The 18,367-nt window shown below is 74.8% G+C and carries 15 protein-coding genes; 8 read left to right on the top strand and 7 right to left on the bottom strand.

The window, feature by feature from the left end:
• Positions 1-123: 123 nt before the first annotated feature.
• Entirely contained in the window at positions 124-1,302 is a 1,179-nt protein-coding gene (locus tag ZF1_RS13745; protein WP_179759918.1) for an ROK family transcriptional regulator, read from the top strand.
• A 5-nt stretch (positions 1,303-1,307) separates the two neighbouring features.
• Here the strand turns inward: ZF1_RS13745 and ZF1_RS13740 are convergent, their stop codons facing one another.
• On the bottom strand, positions 1,308-2,045 hold the full coding sequence (locus ZF1_RS13740) for a GNAT family N-acetyltransferase (RefSeq protein ID WP_482637445.1): 738 nt from the start codon (positions 2,043-2,045) through the stop codon (positions 1,308-1,310).
• A gap of 121 nt (positions 2,046-2,166) precedes the next feature.
• Here ZF1_RS13740 and galK point away from each other — a divergent pair, with 121 nt between their 5' ends.
• Together galK and zwf are read left to right on the top strand one after the other, a co-directional pair.
• Entirely contained in the window at positions 2,167-3,303 is a 1,137-nt protein-coding gene (gene galK, locus ZF1_RS13735) for a galactokinase (RefSeq protein ID WP_482637444.1), read from the top strand.
• A gap of 138 nt (positions 3,304-3,441) precedes the next feature.
• Positions 3,442-4,938: a glucose-6-phosphate dehydrogenase gene (gene zwf, locus ZF1_RS13730; RefSeq protein ID WP_226357024.1), complete on the top strand. Its 1,497-nt coding sequence runs from the start codon at positions 3,442-3,444 to the stop codon at positions 4,936-4,938.
• Between the two features lie 6 nt (positions 4,939-4,944).
• Here zwf and ZF1_RS13725 read toward each other — a convergent pair whose 3' ends face one another.
• From ZF1_RS13725 to cobT, 4 genes are all read right to left on the bottom strand, one after another.
• The gene (locus tag ZF1_RS13725; RefSeq protein ID WP_482637443.1) at positions 4,945-5,622 is read right to left on the bottom strand and encodes a cutinase family protein; all 678 of its coding nucleotides are present in this window, start codon (positions 5,620-5,622) and stop codon (positions 4,945-4,947) included.
• Between the two features lie 131 nt (positions 5,623-5,753).
• Positions 5,754-6,497, bottom strand: a complete 744-nt coding sequence (cobM, locus tag ZF1_RS13720; protein WP_482637442.1) for a precorrin-4 C(11)-methyltransferase — start codon at positions 6,495-6,497, stop codon at positions 5,754-5,756.
• A gap of 10 nt (positions 6,498-6,507) precedes the next feature.
• Entirely contained in the window at positions 6,508-7,719 is a 1,212-nt protein-coding gene (gene cbiE / locus ZF1_RS13715) for a precorrin-6y C5,15-methyltransferase (decarboxylating) subunit CbiE (RefSeq protein WP_482637441.1), read from the bottom strand.
• The gene (gene cobT, locus ZF1_RS13710) at positions 7,712-9,430 is read right to left on the bottom strand and encodes a nicotinate-nucleotide--dimethylbenzimidazole phosphoribosyltransferase (protein WP_482637440.1); all 1,719 of its coding nucleotides are present in this window, start codon (positions 9,428-9,430) and stop codon (positions 7,712-7,714) included. Before cobT ends, cbiE begins: the two co-directional genes overlap by 8 nt.
• 130 nt (positions 9,431-9,560) lie before the next feature.
• On the opposite strand from cobT, the gene ZF1_RS13705 reads away from it, so the two are divergent.
• The 4 genes from ZF1_RS13705 (at position 9,561) to ZF1_RS13690 (ending at position 13,212) form a co-directional block, all read left to right on the top strand.
• A complete protein-coding gene (locus ZF1_RS13705) occupies positions 9,561-9,920 on the top strand; it encodes a YchJ family protein (RefSeq protein WP_224402566.1) in 360 nt (119 codons plus the stop codon).
• Positions 9,921-9,974: 54 nt separating this feature from the next.
• The gene (locus ZF1_RS13700; RefSeq protein ID WP_482637439.1) at positions 9,975-10,622 is read left to right on the top strand and encodes a hypothetical protein; all 648 of its coding nucleotides are present in this window, start codon (positions 9,975-9,977) and stop codon (positions 10,620-10,622) included.
• A gap of 86 nt (positions 10,623-10,708) precedes the next feature.
• Positions 10,709-11,977 carry an HNH endonuclease gene (locus tag ZF1_RS13695; protein ID WP_482637438.1) on the top strand — a complete coding sequence of 423 codons (1,269 nt, stop codon included), beginning with the start codon at positions 10,709-10,711 and terminating at the stop codon, positions 11,975-11,977.
• Positions 11,978-12,027: 50 nt separating this feature from the next.
• Positions 12,028-13,212: a CaiB/BaiF CoA transferase family protein gene (locus ZF1_RS13690; protein ID WP_482637437.1), complete on the top strand. Its 1,185-nt coding sequence runs from the start codon at positions 12,028-12,030 to the stop codon at positions 13,210-13,212.
• Between the two features lie 125 nt (positions 13,213-13,337).
• Here ZF1_RS13690 and ZF1_RS13685 read toward each other — a convergent pair whose 3' ends face one another.
• The gene (locus ZF1_RS13685; RefSeq protein WP_345647661.1) at positions 13,338-14,390 is read right to left on the bottom strand and encodes an IS110 family RNA-guided transposase; all 1,053 of its coding nucleotides are present in this window, start codon (positions 14,388-14,390) and stop codon (positions 13,338-13,340) included.
• 274 nt (positions 14,391-14,664) lie between these two features.
• On the opposite strand from ZF1_RS13685, the gene ZF1_RS13680 reads away from it, so the two are divergent.
• On the top strand, positions 14,665-16,062 hold the full coding sequence (locus tag ZF1_RS13680) for a sugar porter family MFS transporter (protein ID WP_482637436.1): 1,398 nt from the start codon (positions 14,665-14,667) through the stop codon (positions 16,060-16,062).
• Here ZF1_RS13680 and ZF1_RS13675 read toward each other — a convergent pair.
• Positions 16,043-18,346 (bottom strand): molybdopterin-dependent oxidoreductase, encoded by a 2,304-nt coding sequence (locus ZF1_RS13675; protein ID WP_405417227.1) that lies wholly within the window; start codon positions 18,344-18,346, stop codon positions 16,043-16,045. The two genes, ZF1_RS13680 and ZF1_RS13675, sit on opposite strands and share 20 nt — an antisense overlap.
• Positions 18,347-18,367: the final 21 nt, after the last annotated feature.

Here is an 18,367-nt window from a genome sequence, read left to right as displayed (position 1 = left end):
GGTGGTGGGGTGCGTGGCGAACCGTTCGATAAGCACTCTACCGACTGACTTATGTACTCACAAGACGTTAGCGAGACCCGATCAGCGTTTTACCAGGTCGAAGCCCTGTGGTTCACTGGACGAATGCGAGGACGCACCCCGACCAGCGCGCCCGCCACGGCGGGCGAGATCTTCCGGCTGGTCCGGGACGGCGTGGCCGGGACCCGGACCGAGATCGGTCGCGAGACCGGCCTGTCCCGGACCGCGGTCGCCGCGCGCGTCGACCGGCTGCTCGCCGACGGCCTGGTCACCGAGGTGGTCGGCGCCGCCGCGACCGGCGGACGGCCCGCCGCGCGCCTGGAGTTCAACGCCGCGGGCGGGACCGTGCTGGCGCTGTCGGTCGGCGTCAGCCGGTCCAAGGCCGCCGTGTGCGACCTGTCCGGCGCCGTGCTCGCCGAGGAGGTCGTGGACATCCCCGCCTCCGCCGGGCCGGAGCACCTGCTCTCCGAGGCGGTCATCCGGCTGGAGAAGCTGCTGCTCACCGCCGGTGTCGACGACGCCACGATCCGCGGCATCGGGCTGTCGATCCCCGGCACCGTCGACGGCGCGCGCGGCTGGTCGGTGGGTGTCCCCGCGCTGCCCGGCTGGGAGCGGATCGCGCTGCCGCCGCTGCTCACCGCCCGCTTCCCCGCCCCGGTGCTGGTCGACAACGACGTGAACGTCATGGCCCTGGCCGAGCACGACGCCCACCCCGACGTCGACGACCTGCTGATGGTCAAGATCGGCTCCGGGGTCGGCGCCGGGCTCGTCTGCGGCGGGGTGCTGCAGCGCGGCGCCTGGGGCGCGGCCGGCGAGATCGGGCACACCCCGGTCCACGACGGGCCGGGCATCGGCTGCGGCTGCGGCAACATCGACTGCCTGGAGGTGCTGGCCTCGGGCCGCGCCCTGGTGCGCGACCTCGCCGAGTGCGGGCAGCCGGTCACCGCGATCGCCGACGTCGTCGCCCTGGTCAAGCAGGGCGACCCGGACGCGGTGCGGCTGGTGCGCATCGCCGGGCGCCGGCTCGGCGAGGTCCTCGCCGCCGCGGTGAACCTGGTCAACCCCGCGCTGGTCGCGATCGGCGGGGACCTGGTCGGGGCGTTCGACCCACTCGTCGCGGGCGTGCGGGAGGCGATCTACCGGCGCTCGATGGCCGCGGCCACCCAGAACCTGCGCATCGAGCCGGGCCTGCTCAGCGGGCGGTCGGGCGTGATGGGCTGCGCGATCCTGGTGCTCGACGAGGTGCTCTCCCCCGGCTCCGTCGACGCCGCCCTGTCGGCCTGAGCCGCTCAGCGGTGCGGCGCGCGGAGCAGGTCGAACCGCATCGTGCGCGACAGCGTGAACCCCATCGCCTCGTAGAGCCGGATCGCGCCGCGGTTGTCCGCGGCCGCGTGCAGCACCGGGCGCTCGCCGCGGGCGACGATCCCGGCGGCGACGGCGTCGACCAGGCGGCGGGCCAGCCCCCGGCCCCGGAACTCCGGCGCGGTGCAGACAGCGCTGATCTCGGTCGCCCCGGCGGCGCCGTCGCCGCCGATGCGCATGCGCTCCCCCGCCATCGCGACCAGCCGGCCGTCGTGGCGGACGCCGAGGTAGCGGCCCAGCTCGGCGGTGCGCGCCAGCCAGGGCCCGGGCCGGGTACGACCGGTCAGCTCCGCCATCTCCGCCCGGTCCGACGGCCCCAGCTCGACGAGGTCGTCCGCGGCCGCGCCCGGCACCGCGCCGCCGTCCATCTGCACCCCGGGGAACGCGCGCAGCAGCTCCCAGCCCGCCGGGATCCGCGGCGGCCCGGCGGCGGCGCGCACCACCACGACCTCGCTGCCCGGCGCGCAGAGCGCCGCGAGGTCGGCCCAGTCCCCGCCGCTGCCGTGCCCGTCGGCGTCGAGCGGGAGCGCCGCGAACGGCGACACCTCCGGGTCGAAGCGCACCGCGGCACCCCGGACCGCACCGAACCCGCTCAGCCGTCCGCGCAGCGCGGAGGTCACCGGGTCGGCCAGGTCCGCGTCGAGGCGGTGATGGACATCGGTCACGGCCGCCATCGTGCCCCCGGGGCCCGGCCCGCCGGTGCGGGGGTCGGCTACCGTGCCCGCGCCCCCGGCCACCGCCGCGCACCCACCTCCCGACCAGCACCCTCGTTCGACCGGAGCCGCCATGTCCACCGTCGCCGACGCCTTCGCCACCCGTCACGGGGCAGCCCCGACCGGGGTCTGGTTCGCCCCCGGGCGGGTCAACCTGATCGGCGAGCACACCGACTACAACGACGGCTTCGTGCTGCCCTTCGCGCTGCCGCACCGGGCCGTCGTCGCCGCGGCGCCCGCGGCCGGGGGCCGCAGCCGGGTCCGGTCGGTGCAGGAGCCGGGCGCCCCGGTGGAGTTCTCCGCGGCGTCGCTGGTGCCCGGCGAGGTGCCCGGCTGGGCGGCCTACGTGGCCGGGACCTGCTGGGCGTTCCGCGAGGCCGGCTACCCCGTCGGCGAGGTGGAGCTGGAGCTGGACTCCGACGTGCCGGTCGGGGCCGGGCTGTCGTCGTCGGCGGCGGTGGAGTGCGCGGTCGGCGTCGCGCTCGCCGGGCTCGCCGGGGCCGACGTCGACCCGACCACGCTGGCCCGGATCGCGCGGCGCGCGGAGAACGAGTTCGTCGGCGCCCCCACGGGCGGCATGGACCAGATGGCCTCGATGCACGGGCGCGCCGGCCGGCTGGTGTTCCTCGACACCCGCGGTGACACCGTCGAGCTGGTCCCCTTCGACCTGCCGGCGCACGACCTGGAGCTGCTGGTCGTCGACACCCGGGCGCCGCACGCGCACGCCTCGGGCGAGTACGGCGCCCGGCGCGCCGACTGCGAGGCCGCGGCCGCCGCCCTCGGCGTCCCGGCCCTGCGGGACGCGGGCCCGGACGACCTGCCCCGGATCGCCGACGAGCGGATCCGGCGCCGGGCCCGGCACATCGTGACCGAGAACGCCCGGGTCGTCGAGACCGTGCGACTGCTGTCGGGCGGCGCGGACCCGCGGGCGATCGGGCCGCTGCTCGACGCCTCGCACACCTCGATGCGCGACGACTTCGAGATCACGGTCCCGCACGTCGACGTGGCCGTCGAGGCGGCCCGCGACGGCGGCGCGACCGGCGCGCGGATGACCGGCGGCGGCTTCGGCGGCTGCGTGATCGCGCTGGTCGAGGCCGACGGGGCGGCCGCGGTCACCGCCTCGGTGCGGGAGGCCTTCGCGCAGCGCGGCTGGGCCGAGCCGGTCGTGTTCCCGGGCACGCCGTCGGACGGGGCGGGCCGCCTCGCCTGACCGAGGCCGTTCCGCCTTTCGCGAGCGGAACGGAATCGGTACAGTGCGGAAGTGCCCCGTCACGCGGGCCCTGGCACCGCTCGACCCGAACCCGTTCGCTTACCGAGGAGACGGCTCGTGCCGCACCCCCTTCCCGTCATGGACCCCGCCGACGTCGTCGTGTTCGGCGGCACCGGCGATCTCGCGATGCGCAAGCTGCTGCCCGCGCTCTACCTCCGCGACCGCGACGGCCAGCTCGCCGACGACACCCGCATCGTCGCCGTGTCCCGATCCGGGCTCGACGACCCCGGCTACCGCGACAAGGTCGACTCCGAGCTGCGGCGCACCGCGCCGCGCTGGGCCGGCCCCGACGCCTGCGCCGACGACGCGCAGCACCACCGCTTCCTGGACCGGCTGCACCACGTGACCCTCGACGTCGCCGACGACGACTGGTCGCTGCTGTCGGAGCTGATCGGGGCGCCCTCCCCGGGGCGCACCCGGGTGCTCTACCTCGCCTCCGCCCCGCAGCTGTTCGGGCGGATCTGCGTCGGCAGCGCGGCCGCCGGCATCGTCGACGACCGCACCCGCGTCGTGCTGGAGAAGCCGCTGGGCACCGACCTGGCCTCGGCGCAGGCGATCAACGACGAGGTCGGCTCGGTCTTCGCCGAGGAGCAGATCTACCGGATCGACCACTACCTCGGGAAGGAGACGGTGCAGAACCTGCTGGTCCTGCGCTTCGGCAACTCCCTGTTCGAGCCCCTGTGGAACGCCTCGCAGATCGACCACGTGCAGATCACCGTCGCCGAGTCGATCGGCGTCGGGAACCGCGCCGACTACTACGACGGCTCCGGCGCGCTGCGCGACATGGTGCAGAACCACCTGCTGCAGCTGCTGTGCCTGGTCGCGATGGAGCCGCCGGCCAAGATCGACGGCGAGGGCGTGCGCGACGAGAAGCTCAAGGTCCTGCAGTCGCTGCGGCCGCTCGACGGTCCCGACGTCGTGCGCGACACCGTGCGCGGGCAGTACGCCGAGGGCCTCGTCGACGGCACCGCCGTGCCCGGCTACGCCACCGAGCTGGCCGAGTCCCGCGCCGGGACCCCGCGCGAGCGGGAGCGCTCCTCGACCGAGACCTTCGTGGCCCTGCGCGCCGAGGTCGCCAACTGGCGCTGGGCCGGGGTGCCGTTCTACCTGCGCACCGGCAAGCGACTGGCGACGCACGCGTCGGAGATCGTGGTGCAGTTCAAGCCGGTCCCGCACTCGATCTTCCCGGCGTTCGGCGAGGAGATCCCGGCCAACCGGCTCGTCCTGCGGCTGCAGCCCGACGAGGGCGTCCGCCTGCACATGACGGCCAAGCAGCCCGGACCCGGCGGGATCCGCCCGATCCCGGCGCCGCTGGACCTGAGCTTCGCCCGCACCTTCGGCGACCGGCTGCCCGACGCCTACGAGCGGCTGCTCATGGACGTGCTGCGCGGCAACCCGACGCTGTTCATGCGCCGCGACGAGATCGAGGCCGCCTGGCGCTGGGCCGAGCCGATCCTGCGGACCTGGGAGGCCACCGACCAGCGGCCCCGCCCCTACACCGCGGGCAGCCACGGCCCGGCCTCGGCCACCGCGCTGATCGAGCGCGACGGCCGGGCCTGGCACGAGGACTACTGAGCCGGGTCAGCCCCCGATCCGCCCCAGGGCGAACGTGGTGGCGGCGGTGCGGTCGCTCGCGTAGCGGTAGTGGCCGGCGCCGCTCGCCCCGTTCTGGCAGAAGTTGTCGGTGGCGTTGCAGTAGGAGCGGATCGACGACGCGTAGGCCGACAGCGCGCCGCGCGAGCGCGGGAACACGCCGTTGCGGGCCGCGGAGTAGCTGCCGGTGTCGTAGCTCTCACGGCCGTTGAAGGTCGGGTCGCCGAACAGCACCACCGCCGGGATGCGGTCGGCTCCGGGGACGCCCCCGCCGGCCAGGGTGTCCCCGACGACCTGGGCGCCCTGCGAGTACCCGATCAGCACGAACCGGGTGGACGGGCACTGCGACGACGTCGACGACAGCCGGCTGCGCAGCGCGGACACCCCCTGGCGCACGCTGCTCGCGTAGTTGCTCAGCGTCGCCGGGTAGACCAGGTCGTGGGTCCGGACGGTCTGTGCCGACCGTGACTGGATCGACGACGCCAGCGGACCGGCGATGCTGCCGCCGCCCTGGGCCTCGGTGCTGCCGCGCACGGCGATCGTCTCGATCTGCGGGCACCCGGTCGGTGGGGCGGGCGCGGCGGCCGCCGTGGGCGCGGCGACGACACCGGCCAGCGCGATCCCGACCGCGGCCGCGACCCCGGTGACGACACTCCTGATGTGCACGGCTCCCCTTCCTACACGGATCCGATCCACCGATCGGGCGTATCAAGTGGGCCATGCGCAGACGCATCGGATGATCTTTGCGCGCCGAGATCCCGGCTGCGCGCGGCGAGCGGAGGGCGAACGGTCGGGCCTCAGCTCCGGCAGCGGTCCGAGCTGTAGAGGTGCGAGTCCGGGAAGTGCCGGGCCGCCAGCGCCTCCCCGACGATGATCACGGCGGTGCGCTGGATCCCGGCCTCGTCGACGGCCTTGGGCATCTGCTCCAGGGTCCCACGCAGCACGATCTCGTGCGCACGCGACGCGTGTGCGACCACCGCGGCCGGGCAGTCGCCGCCGTAGGAGGGGGCCAGGGCGTCGACGACCTCGGCGATCCGGTGCACGGCCAGGTGCAGCACCACGGTGCCGCCTGCCGAGCCCAGCTTGTCCAGTCCCTCGTTCTCTGGCATCGGGGTCGCGCGCGCGGCGATCCGGGTGAGGGTGACGGTCTGGGCGACCGTGGGGACGGTGAGCTCGCGGCCCAGGGCCGCGGCCGCCGCCGCGTAGGCGGGGACGCCGGGGCACACGTCGTAGGGCACGCCCTCGGTCTCCAGGCGGCGCATCTGCTCGGCCATCGCCGAGAACACCGACGGGTCCCCCGAGGCGAGGCGCGCGACGTCGAGCCCGTGCCGGTGCGCGCGCACCATCTCGCCCGTGATCTCGTCGAGCGTCATCAGCGCGGTGTCGACGGTGCGGGCCCCGGGCGGGCAGATCTCCAGCATCTCCGGCGGCACCAGGCTGCCTGCGTAGAGGCAGACCGGCGCGGCCGCGATGAGGTCGCGGGCCCGCAGCGTCAGCAGGTCGACCGCACCGGGTCCGGCCCCGATGAAGTGCACCGTCACAGCTCGGTCCTCACAGCACGTTCCTCCAGCTCCACAGGGTCACGGGCATGGCGGGGCGCCATCCGTGGAAGCCGCCGACGGGGACGGCGCGGGCGACCTGCACCCGTACGAGGTCCCCGCCGTGGGCGGCGTGGGCGGCGGCCAGGGCCGCCTCGGTCTGGACGGTGACCGCGTTGGCGACCAGGCGACCGCCCGGGCCCAGCGCGGCCAGGCAGGCGTCGAGGACGCCCTCGCGGGTCAGCCCGCCGCCGACGAACACGACGTCGGGCCGTTCCAGCCCGGCCAGCACGTCCGGCGCGGGACCGGTCACCACCCGCAGGCCGGGGACACCGAGCGCGGCGGCGTTGGCGGCGACCCGGTCGGCGCGCTCGGGGCGGGTCTCGACGGCGATCGCGCGGCACCGCGGGTGCGCCCGCATCCACTCGATGCCGATCGACCCGGACCCGGCGCCGATGTCCCACAGCAGCTCCCCCGCGCGCGGCGCGAGATGGGCGAGGGTGACGGCGCGGACCTCGCGCTTGGTGAGCTGACCGTCGTGGTCGTAGGTGTCGTCGGGCAGGCCGGGCGTCTCCCCCGGCGGGACGAGCCCGGCGTCGGGGACGCACTCGATCGCCACGACGTTCAGCGCGTCCGCGTCGCCCCGCCAGGCCGCGGCGGTGGCGGACACCCGGCGCTCGTCGGGCGCGCCGAGCCGCTCCAGCACCGTCATCCGCGAGCCGCCCCATCCGGCGCCGGAGAGCAGCCCGGCGATCTCGGTGGGTGACCCGGCTCCGGCCGAGAGCACGACCAGCCGGGCGCCCGGGGCCAGCGCCCGGCGCAGCGCGTCGAGCGGGCGGCCGACGACGCTCAGCACCGCCACGTGCTCCGAGCCCCAGCCCAGCCGGGCGCAGGCCAGCGCCACCGACGACGGGTGGGTCAGCACCCGCAGCCGGTCCGGCCCGGCGACGCGGGCCAGCGTGGCGCCGATCCCGAAGAACATCGGGTCGCCGGAGGCGAGCACCGCGACGCGCCGGTCGGCAAGGGAGTCGAGGATCCCCGGCAACGCCGGGACCAGCGGCGACGGCCACGCCCGCCGCTCCCCCGCCACGTCGGCGGGCAGCAGGTCGAGCTGGCGGGGCCCGCCGAGCAGCACCTCGGCGTCGCGCAGCGCGTCGCGGTGGGTCTCCGGCAGCCCGGCCCAGCCGTCGGCGCCGACCCCGACGACGGTGAGCGGATCACCCACCGGTCTTGTCCGTGACCCCGGCGGCGTCGAAGGTGGCGACGTCGGCCATCGCCCGCGCCGCGCCCTGCAGCACCGGCAGCGCGAGCAGCGCGCCGGTGCCCTCGCCGAGGCGCATGTCGAGCTCCAGCAGCGGCGCGAGGCCGAGGTGGTCCAGGGCGAGCGCGCCGCCCGGCTCGGCGGAGCGGTGCCCGCCCAGGCAGTAGCCGGCGACGTCCGGGGCGAACGCGGCGGCGACCAGGGCGGCGGAGCCGGCGATGACGCCGTCGAGCACCACCGGGACGCGCAGCGCGGCGGCGCCCAGGACGAACCCGGCCAGCCCCGCGTGCTCCAGCCCGCCGACGGCGGCGAGCACCCCGAGCGGGTCGCCCGGGTCGGGCCGGTGCAGCTCCAGGGCGCGGCGCACGACGTCGGTCTTGCGGGCCAGGGTCTCGTCGTCGACGCCGGTGCCGCGCCCGGTCGCGACGGCCGGCTCGGCGCCGGTGAACGCGCACACCAGCGCGGCCGCGGCGGTGGTGTTGGCGATGCCCATGTCCCCGGTGAGCAGGCAGCGGTTCCCGGCGGCGACCAGGTCGCGGGCGACCTCGATACCGTGCTCGAGCGCGGCGCGGGCCTGCTCGCGGGTCATGGCCGGGCCGGTGGTCATGTCGGCGGTGCCGCGGGCGACCTTGCGGGGCAGCAGGCCGGGCACCGGGTCGAGCTCGGCGGCCACCCCGACGTCGACGACGAGGACCTCCGCCCCGAGCTGGCGGGCGAACGCGTTCACCACCGCACCGCCCGCGGTGAAGTTCGCGACCATCTGTGCGGTGACCTCCTGCGGCCACGGGGTGACGCCCTGGGCGTGCACGCCGTGGTCGCCGGCGAAGATCGCGACGGCGGCCGGGGACGGCACCGGCGGCACCTCGGCCCCGGCGATCCCGGCGAGCGCGACGGCCACGTCCTCCACCCGGCCGAGCGCGCCGCGCGGCTTGGTCATCCGGTCGAGCCGGTCGCGGGCCGCGGCCCGGGCGACCCCGTCGACCGGTGCGACGGCGTCCACGGTGGACTCCAGCAGGGCGGTGGGCGCGGCGCCGGGCAGCCCGCGGGCCCCCCAGGTGTCCTGGTGCACCGCCCAGTCCAGCGGGCGTCGCCGGGCCCAGCCGTGCTGCTCCAGCTCGGGCCGGTCGGGGAAGGCGTCGACGTGGCCGACGCACAGGTAGGCGACGACCTCGACGTGCGCGGGGAGCCCGAGCAGCGCGCCGAGCTCGGTGAGACCGTCGTCGCCGAAGAACGACACCCAGCCGACCCCGAGGCCCTCGGCGCGGGCGGCCAGCCACAGGTTCTGCACCGCGAGCGCGGCGGAGTACGGGCCCATCTCGGGGCGTTCGTGGCGACCGAGGGTGTGCCGGCCGCCGCGGGTGGCGTCGGCGGTCACGACGACGTTCAGCGGGGTCTCACGGATCGCCTCCACCCGGATCGCGCGCAGCGCCTCGGCACGGGCGGCGGGCAGCGACGCGGCGTAACGGTCGCGCTGGGCGGAGACGAGGGCGTGCACGCGCTCGCGGACGCCCGCGTCGCGAACCAGGACGAAGTCCCAGGGCTGGGAGAACCCGACGCTCGGGGCGGCGTGCGCGGCCTGCAGGACGCGGGTGAGGACCTCGTCGTCGACCGGGTCGGGCCGGAAGCCGGTGCGGACGTCGCGGCGGGAGTGCAGGACGTCGTAGAAGTCCGTCACGTCGGCATTCCTCCTGCGGTACACGGCACGGCGACGGATGAGACGACCACACGTCCGCAGAGGTGGTCAACTGTCCCCTTCGGGTCGGTCGGGCACCTCACACGTGCCGGATGGTGCATGCTCGACGACCGTGCTCTGCCCCTGCGGTACCGGCCGCCCCGAGGACACCTGCTGCGCCCCCGTGCTCGCCGGGCGCCCCGCCGCCACGGCGGAGGCGCTGATGCGCAGCCGCTACACCGCCTTCGTGCGGGGCGACCGTGCGTACCTGCTGGCGTCGTGGCACCCGTCGACGCGGCCGCGACGGTTGCGGCTGGAGCCGGGGTCGGTGTGGACGGGGCTGGAGATCGTGGCGCGCTCGGGCGGGACGATGTTCTCCGCCGACGGGACCGTCGAGTTCCGGGCCCATCGGACGGACGGGGTGCTGGCCGAGCGCAGCCGGTTCGTCCGGGAGGACGGGCGGTGGTTCTACGTCGACGGGGACGTGGAGTAGGTAACACCCCGTCCCCCGGCGACGACTCCGCGTGGACTCACGGGTGGGGGACGGTTGGCACGGCACAAGGAGCGCGGCCCGGACGGGCGGTTCGTGAAGGCGAGCACGGGCGTCGGCGCGTTGCTGCTGGCCCTATGGCTTGCCGTGTCCGGCGGCGGCCTGGGCGGCGGCGCCGCCGGCGGGTTCGCCGGGTCGGGTTCGTCGGCCGCGGCAGGCTCCTCGGGGTCCGGCGCATCGGCCTCGCGGAGCGTCCGGGCGAAGAACCGCAGCCAGGACGGGACGGCACGACGGCTGTCCCGCGCGGGGCGGGAGGTGCATCGCCTCGACGGCGACGTCCGGACCGACTGCGGGTCCGTGTCCTACGGTCGCGTGCGCGACTTCTTCGTCGGGACCCCGTGTGTCGGGGTCGGCCGGGCGTCGTTCGAGGTACGGGAGGGTGGCGCGCGGGTGGTGGTGGCCGTCGCCGCGGTCGAGATGCCCGGAACGGCCGACGCGATGGGATTGAAGCGCCTCGTCGACACGTACGGCACCGGCAACGTCCGGGAGCTGCGGACACCGCGTGGGGTGCGCTGGACGGGGCGCCACTACACCTCGGGGCGCGATGACGTGACGGTCGTGAACGCCCAGGCCGAGCCGATCGGTGCCTCCGCCGTGGCAGCGCGGCTGGCCGACGCGGTGGCCCGCGACGCCGCCCGGAGCTGAGGTCCGGGATACCGGGGACGGCGAACGGCCCTCCACCTGCGGCGACTGAACTTGTATCGAACGTGTGTTCGATTATACTCGGTGGCGTGACTGTGACCCACGAGCCTCCCGTCCACGCCCCCGGCGTGGACGGGCGCGGGTTCGCGTCCGGTGAGCTCGCGCTGCTGCGGCTCCTAATCGACCAGGTCGTCGACGACGACGTCTCCGTGCTCTCCGAGGCCGACCTGATCGACCAGATCCGGCAGATCGAGTCCCTGCAGTCGTCCCTCGCCGCGCTCCAGGCGACGCGCATCCGGGCGTTCGCCCAGGCACACGTCGAGAACAGGCTCACCGACGACCGCGCCGACGCCGACGGGCTCCGTCGCAGTGTGGTCGCCCAGGTCCAGCTCGCCTGCCGCGTCTCCACGGCCGAGGCCCGCACCCGCGTGGCGAACGCCCGGGACCTGTACGCCGGGTTCGGGCGTGTCCGGGACCTGCACATAGCCGGGCAGCTCAGCGCCGCGAAGGTCTCCGCGATCGCCGTCGAGTGCCGTGATCTCGACACCCGTCGCCGCAGACAGGTCGACGCCCGTCTCGCCCTGCACGACCTGCCCCGCCTGGGCATCGGACGGCTCCGCGCGATGACCCGCCGGCTGGTCGCCGAGATCGCCCCCGACCTGTTCCGCGCCCGCGTCCACACCGCCCGAGCCGAACGCCGGGTCACGCTGCGGCCGGCGCCGGACGCGATGAGCTACCTGACCGCCTACGTGCCGGCCGAACAGGGCGCCGCCTGCCTCGCCGCCCTCCAGAAAGCCTTCGTCGAGGTCCAGGTCGACCCCGCGCCGCTGACCCGCACCCGCGGACAGGTCCTCGCCGACACCCTCGTCGAACGCGTCACCGGACAGACCACCGCCACCGCGGTGAACCTCGAGGTCCAGGTCACCGTCCCGGTCCAGGCCCTGCTCGACCCCACCTCCCCGCTCCCCGCGGAGATCCCCGGCCTCGGGCCCGTCCCGGCCGATCTGCTCGCCACCTCCGACGGGACGAAGGCGCTGCGCCGGCTGCTCACCGACCACGGCCTGGTCATCGGCGGCGACTCCCGCCGACGCACCTTCACCGGCCTGCTCGCCACCCTGGTGAGGGCCCGGGCGCAGAACCGGTGCACCGAGCCCTACTGCGACGCACCGATCCGCCACCTCGACCACATCCACCGCACCGCCGACGGTGGCCGCACCGAGCTGGACAACGGGCGCGGGGTGTGCGAGTTCCACAACCACGTCCGCGAACAACCCGGCTGGCACGTCGCCCGTGGACCCGCCGGGGTCACGACCACCACCCCCACCGGACACACCTACCTCGCACCCGACCCACCGTGAGCCGCCTCGCGACTGTCGCCGGTGCGGCGACGCGGCTAGCGTGCCGGGACGTGGATCATTCCCCGCTCGGCGACGACCCCACCGGCGGACCGCTGGACGGCGTTCTGGTCGCCGACTTCTCCCGCGTCCTCGCCGGGCCCTACGCCACGATGATGCTGGCCGACCTCGGCGCGACGGTGATCAAGGTCGAGGGTCCGGGCGGCGACGACACCCGCACCTGGAAGCCACCGGTGGTCAGCGACCCCGAGCACGGTGACATCTCCACCTACTACCTGTCGATCAACCGGAACAAGCGGTCCGTGGTGCTCGACCTGACCGATCCGGGCGACCTCGCGGCGGCACGCGAGCTGGCGCGGCGGGCCGACGTCGTCGTCGAGAACTTCCGGCCGGGCGGCGCGGCGCGGTTCGGGCTGGACCACGACAGCGTCTCGGCCGGCAACCCCGGGGTCCTGTACTGCTCGATCACCGGGTTCGGCGCCCGCGGCGGCGCCCACCTGGCCGGCTACGACCTGCTCGTCCAGGCGGTGTCCGGGCTGATGAGCCTGACCGGCGACGTCGACGGGCCGCCGTTCCGCGCCGGGGTCGCGGTGTTCGACGTCCTGACCGGGCTCCACGCCGCACTCGCGGTCGGCGCGGCGCTGCGGCACCGCGAGCGGACCGGGCAGGGCCAGCTGCTGGAGACCAACCTGCTGTCGGTCGCGATGTCCACCCTGGTCAACCAGACCGAGGCCTACGTCGCCGCGGGCGCGGTCGGCCGCCGGATGGGCAACGCCCATCCCAGCGTCTTCCCGTACCAGCCGATGCCCACCGCGGACGGCGACCTCATCGTCATCGCCGGCAACGACGGCCAGTTCCGCAAGCTCGCGACCGTCCTCGGCGACCCGGCCATGGCCGAGGACCCGCGCTTCGCGAGCATGTCCGACCGGATCGGCCACCGGGAGGAGATCGAGCAGCGGCTGCGCGCCCGCCTCGCCACCCGCACCGCCCAGGAGTGGTACGACGCGATCACCGCCGCAGGCGTGCCCTGCGGCCCGATCAACACCGTCGACGGCGGTGTCGCCCTCGCCGAGGAGCTCGGCCTCGACCCGGTCGTCCGGGCCGACGACGCCGCCGCCGTCCCGACCGTCCGCAACCCGGTCACCTGGTCGGCCACCCCACCGTCCTACCGCCGCTCTCCCCCGCCACTGGGCGCCGACTCCGCCGAGGTCCGGGCCTGGCTCGACCGGAACGGATAGTTCCAGACGATCTACGGCGACATGCCGCCGGCTCGACGCCTCACGACACGCCGCCTGACGTCTCCTGTTGCGGGCCGTAACGGGCCACCGGAGGATCGGCCGACGCTTCTATGTCTGTCAAGACCTCAGGTAGGGATCATGGTTGCGGCGAGGGTTCTGTAGAGCTCACGGGTGATGTAGCGCTTGAGGCAGCGGCGGATCTCGCGGGGGGACTTGCCTTCGGCGGTGCGCCGCTCGACGTAGGCGCGGGTGCGCTCGCAGCAGCGCATCCTGGTGAGGGCGATGGTGTGGACGGCGCGGTTGAGCGCCCGGTCACCGCCGCGGTTGAGCCGGTGTCGCTTGGTGCGTCCGCTGCTGGCCTCGAGTGGGCTGGTGCCGGCGAGCGCGGCGAACGCGGCGTCGTTGCGGCACCGGCCGGGGTGGGAGAAGGACACGATCGCCTGGGCGGCGCTGACCGGGCCGACACCGCGGCGCTCGGTCAGCCCGGGGACGAGGTCATCGACGATGGCGTGGAGCTGGGCGCGGTTGGCGTTGAGCGCGCGGGCGCCCTCGCGGACCGCGACCGCGAGACGGCGCAGCTCACCGTGGCGCACGGCCTGGGCCCGGTCGGCATCTCGGGGGCTCCTGCGCCTGGCCAGCCCGGCCAGAACGGTGTCGGTGAGCCTGGCGCGGGCGGCGCGTCGGTCGGTGTCGTCACCGCCGAGCAGCAGCGCGCGGAGCCGGTTGGTCTGCGCGGTGTGGCTGCTGGTGAGGTCGTGGCGGGCGCCGAGCAGGATCCGCAGCGCCTCGCGATCGCCGTCGGCGCGCGGGGTCGGGAGCTGGTCGGCGTTGAGCTGTAGCGCGGTCAGCACCGCCAGGTGCGCGTCGATCGGGTCGGATTTGCCTTTGCCCCGGCGGGCTTTGCGGTTGGGCTGTTCGCACTCGATGACTGTCAGTCCGGCTGCGGCCACAGCGCGGGCCAGTCCGAGTCCGTAGCTGCGGGTTCCTTCGATCGACACGGCCAGTCGTGGGCCGGGCGAGTGGTCGACGATCCAGGCGAGCAGCTCGGCGTAGCCGGTGCTGTCGTTGCTGATCTGGCAGGTGGCGACCGGGGTCCCGGTCGGGAGGGCGATCTCCACCTCGTGGGTGTCGCGGTGGGTGTCGACACCGACGACGGCGTCGACCATTTCTGCCAGCATGGGCACCGGCTCGGTCCTTCCTGCAGGGAGCGGGTCACGGGTCGGCACCGGCCTGGGTGGAGTCACCGAGTGGCACATCTGTGACGGGTCACGCCGCAGGGCGGACAGGCTTCTGATCAGGCCAACCTGGTGGGCCAGGCCGGTGCCGGCAACCACAGCGGACACGTCGGCACGAAGGCACACCGAAGCGGCCAGATGAGTTCGGAGTCACGCTGGGTCACCGGCACCGATCCTGGTGGTCCTCCTCCCAGGAGCACCGATACGACACTCACAGATGAGTTCGGGGGCACAGACGGCGAAGCGGCCGTCGCAGTGGGCGATCTGGTTCTTCGGGGCACTCGGCGGGATCCTGTGGGGGTACGACACGGGCGTCATCTCCGGGGCGATCCTGTTCATCCCCGACGACATCCCGCTGTCGTCGCTGGAACAGGGCGCGGTGGTGTCCGGGCTGCTGGTCGGCGCGATGCTCGGGGCGGGCGTCTCCGGCAAGCTCGCCGACACCCTCGGCCGGCGGCTGCTGATCCTGCTCGGCGGGATCGTGTTCGTCATCGGCACGCTCGGCGCCGCCCTCGGGGTGAACGTCGCGATGCTCGTCGGGTTCCGGTTCGTGATGGGCGTCGGCGTCGGCATCGTGTCGGTGGTCGTGCCGATGTACCTGTCCGAGCTGGCCCCGGCCCGCATCCGCGGACGGCTGACGTCGCTGATGCAGCTGCTGGTGACCGTCGGGATCTTCCTGGCCTACGTCACCGACTTCGCCTTCGCCGAGTCCCGGGACTGGCGCTGGATGATCGGTCTCGGCGTGATCCCCGCGGTCATCCTCGCCATCGGCATCTACACCCAGCCGGAGAGCCCCCGCTGGCTGGTCGCGCAGAAGCCCGACGGCGGTGAGGAGGACGCGCGGGTCGTCCTGGAGCGGCTGCGCGGCACCCCGGAGGCGGCCGAGGCCGAGCTGTCGGAGATCCGGGAGAGCGTGCGCGTCGAGCGGGAGAACACCGAGAAGGTCGCGATCGGGACGCTGTTCTCCCCGCGGCTGCGGCGGCTGACCCTCATCGGGATGCTGCTGGTCTTCTTCCAGAACTTCGTCGGCATCAACACGATCATCTACTACGCGCCGACCCTGCTCACCGACGTCGGCTTCGGGGCGACCGGCGCGATCGGCGCCAACGTGGGCATCGGCGCGGTGAACATGCTGATGACGCTGCCCGGGATGTGGCTGATCGACCGCGCCGGGCGACGCCCGCTGCTGCGCTGGGGCGCGGTCGGCATGTGCCTGGCGATGATCGTCCTGGCCGTCACCAACCTGGTCGGGCTGGAGCAGGGACCGCTGCTGCTCGGCCTGACGCTGGCCGGGATCGTCGTCTACATCGCCTCGTTCTCGATCTCCTGGGGCCCGGTGCAGTGGGTGCTGCTGCCGGAGCTGTTCCCGCTGCGGGTCCGCGCCGGCGCGGTCGCGTTCTGTGTGACGTTCAACTGGCTGTTCAACATGACCGTCGCGCTGCTGTTCCCGTCGCTGCTCGAGGCGTTCGGCGCGGGCTGGAACTTCCTGTTCTTCGCGGTGACGACGGCGGCCGCCTACGTCTACGCGACCCGGCTGCTGCCCGAGACGAAGGGCCGCAGCCTGGAGGAGATCGAGCGGGACCTGGCCCAGCCGGTCACGGCGAAGCCGGTGTGACCGGCGGGGTGTGCGCGGTGACCTCCGGGGCCTCGTGGCGGTACGGCTCCACCGCGACCGCGCACAGCTGACCGCTGCACCCCTGCGCGAAGCCCGACGTCCCCCGGTCGCGGGTCACGGCGTTCGGGTTGCCGTGCACGCAGAGACCGTCGTCGCCGAGCTCGGGACGGTCCGGGTCGGGGCGCGGGTCCCACCACGCCCCGGTCGGCAGCTGGAGCACGCCGGGCCGGATGTCGTCGGTGACCCGCGCCGCGGCCAGGCAGGCGCCCCGGTCGTTGTGGAGGCGGACGACATCGCCGTCGCCGATGCCGAGCCGGGCGGCGTCGTCGGGGTGGATGCGCACGACCTCGCGCCCGGAGCGTTTCGACCCGGCCGAGTGGGCGCCGAAGTCGAGCTGGGAGTGCAGCCGGGTCGCCGGCTGGTTGGAGACCAGCCAGAACGGATGCCGGTCGTCGGGGACCTCGGTCGGCTCGATCCACGCCGGGTGACCGGGGTGGTCGGGCAGCCCGAGCGCGGCGATCGGGCCGGACCCGACCTGGACGCGGCCGGAGGCCGTCGGCAGCGGGTGCGCGACGGGGTCGGCGCGGAAGCGGGCCAGCACCCCGCCGTCGTCGGGGCGCTGGGGCAGCTCCAGCTCGCCGCGCTCCCAGAACTCCTCGAACGACGGCGCGTCGAGCCCGCGGTCGGCCAGGCCCTTGCGGGTGCGGTCGTACATGTGGACCAGCCACTCGTGCGACGTCCGGCCCTCGGTGAAGGCCTCGCCGTGCCCGAGCCGCACGGCCAGGTCGGCGAGCACGTCGTAGTCGTCGCGGGCCTCCCCGTGCCGGGGCACCAGCTGCTTCATCGCGACGACGAGCGGGTCGGAGCTGGTGGCGCCGATGTCGTCGCGTTCGAGGGTCGTCGTGGACGGCAGCACGACGTCGGCGTGCCGCGCGGTGGCCGTCCACATCGGGTCGTGGACGACGAACGTGTCCAGCTCGGCGACCGCGCGCCGCATCCGGCGCAGGTCCTGGTGGTGGTGGAACGGGTTGCCGCCGGCCCACCAGGCCATCCGCACGTGCGGGTAGGTGTGCTCGACGCCCTGGTAGGAGTAGGTCTCCCCCGGGTGCAGCAGCATGTCCGCGACCCGCGCGACCGGGATGAACGAGGTCACCGGGTTCGGCGCCCGGGAGAACGTGGGCACCGGCACCGCGTTGCGCGGGCGCCCGTAGTGCCCGAGGGACCCGAGGCCGTAGTTGAAGCCGCCGCCGGGCAGGCCGATCTGGCCGAGCACCGCGGCGAGCGCCGTCCCGCCCCAGACCGGCTGCTCGCCGTGCTCGGCGCGCTGCAGCGACTGCGCGACGGTCACCAGGGTGCGGCCGTGCGCGATCCGCCAGGCCAGCTCGCGGATCGTCGCCGCGGGAATGCCGGTGACGCCCTCGGCCCATCCGGCGTCGCGCGCCGGGGCGGCGAACAGGTACTCGCGCAGCCGGTCCCAGCCGTCGCAGTGCGAGGCGAGGAAGTCGGTGTCGGCCCGCCCCGCCTCCACGACGGTGTGCATGAGCGCCAGCATCAGCGCGACGTCGGTGCCGGGCCGGATCGGCAGCCAGGTGGCGTCGACCTCCTCCGGCAGGTCCGGACGCAGCGGGCTGACCAGCACGAACACCGCGCCCCGGTCGCGGGCGGCGCGCATGGCCCCGCGCTCGACGTGCCGGCTGACCCCGCCCGCGGCGATCGCGGAGTTCTTCAGCGCCATCCCGCCGAACGCGACGACGGTGTCGGTGTGCGCCGCGACCTGGTCCCAGGTCACCGCGTAGCGGGTCACCGCGTCGAAGGTGCCCAGCACGTGCGGCAGGACCACCTCGGCGGCGCCGCCGGAGTAGGTGTTGACCGAGCGGGTGTAGCCCCCGGTCAGCGCGAGGAACCGGTGCAGCTGGCCCTGGGCGTGGTGGAAGCGACCGGCCGACGCCCAGCCGTAGGAGCCGCCGTAGACGGCCTCGTCGCCGTGGGTGGAGCGGACCCGGTGGGTCTCCTCGGCGAGCCGGTCGAGCACGGCGTCCCAGGACACGGTGCGGTAGCCGTCGCGCCCACGACCGGGGTCACGGCCCGGGCCGCGGTCCCACCAGCCGCGGCGCACCGCGGGCGCGGCGACCCGGGCGGCGTGCCCGACGGCCGCGGGGATGTTGTCCAGCACCGGGGACGGGTCCGGGTCGCCCGGGTGCGGGCGGACCCGCAGCCTGCTGCCGTCCCAGCGGGCGTGGAACACGCCCCAGTGCGCGCTGTGGGTCCTCACGTTCTCGGTCACCGCCGACCACCGTAACCCGCA

The sequence above is a fragment of the Pseudonocardia sp. ZF1 genome, from assembly GCF_056835605.1.
This window is presented reverse-complemented; position numbering and strand designations above follow the sequence as displayed.

What these genes read in the sequence shown, in the direction of transcription:
- ZF1_RS13745 (WP_179759918.1), top strand. Translation starts at nt 124, where the DNA reads ATGCGAGGACGCACCCCGACCAGCGCGCCCGCCACGGCGGGCGAGATC.
- galK (WP_482637444.1), top strand. Translation starts at nt 2,167, where the DNA reads ATGTCCACCGTCGCCGACGCCTTCGCCACCCGTCACGGGGCAGCCCCG.
- zwf (WP_226357024.1), top strand. Translation starts at nt 3,442, where the DNA reads ATGGACCCCGCCGACGTCGTCGTGTTCGGCGGCACCGGCGATCTCGCG.
- ZF1_RS13685 (WP_345647661.1), bottom strand. Translation starts at nt 14,390, where the DNA reads ATGCTGGCAGAAATGGTCGACGCCGTCGTCGGTGTCGACACCCACCGC.
- ZF1_RS13680 (WP_482637436.1), top strand. Translation starts at nt 14,665, where the DNA reads ATGAGTTCGGGGGCACAGACGGCGAAGCGGCCGTCGCAGTGGGCGATC.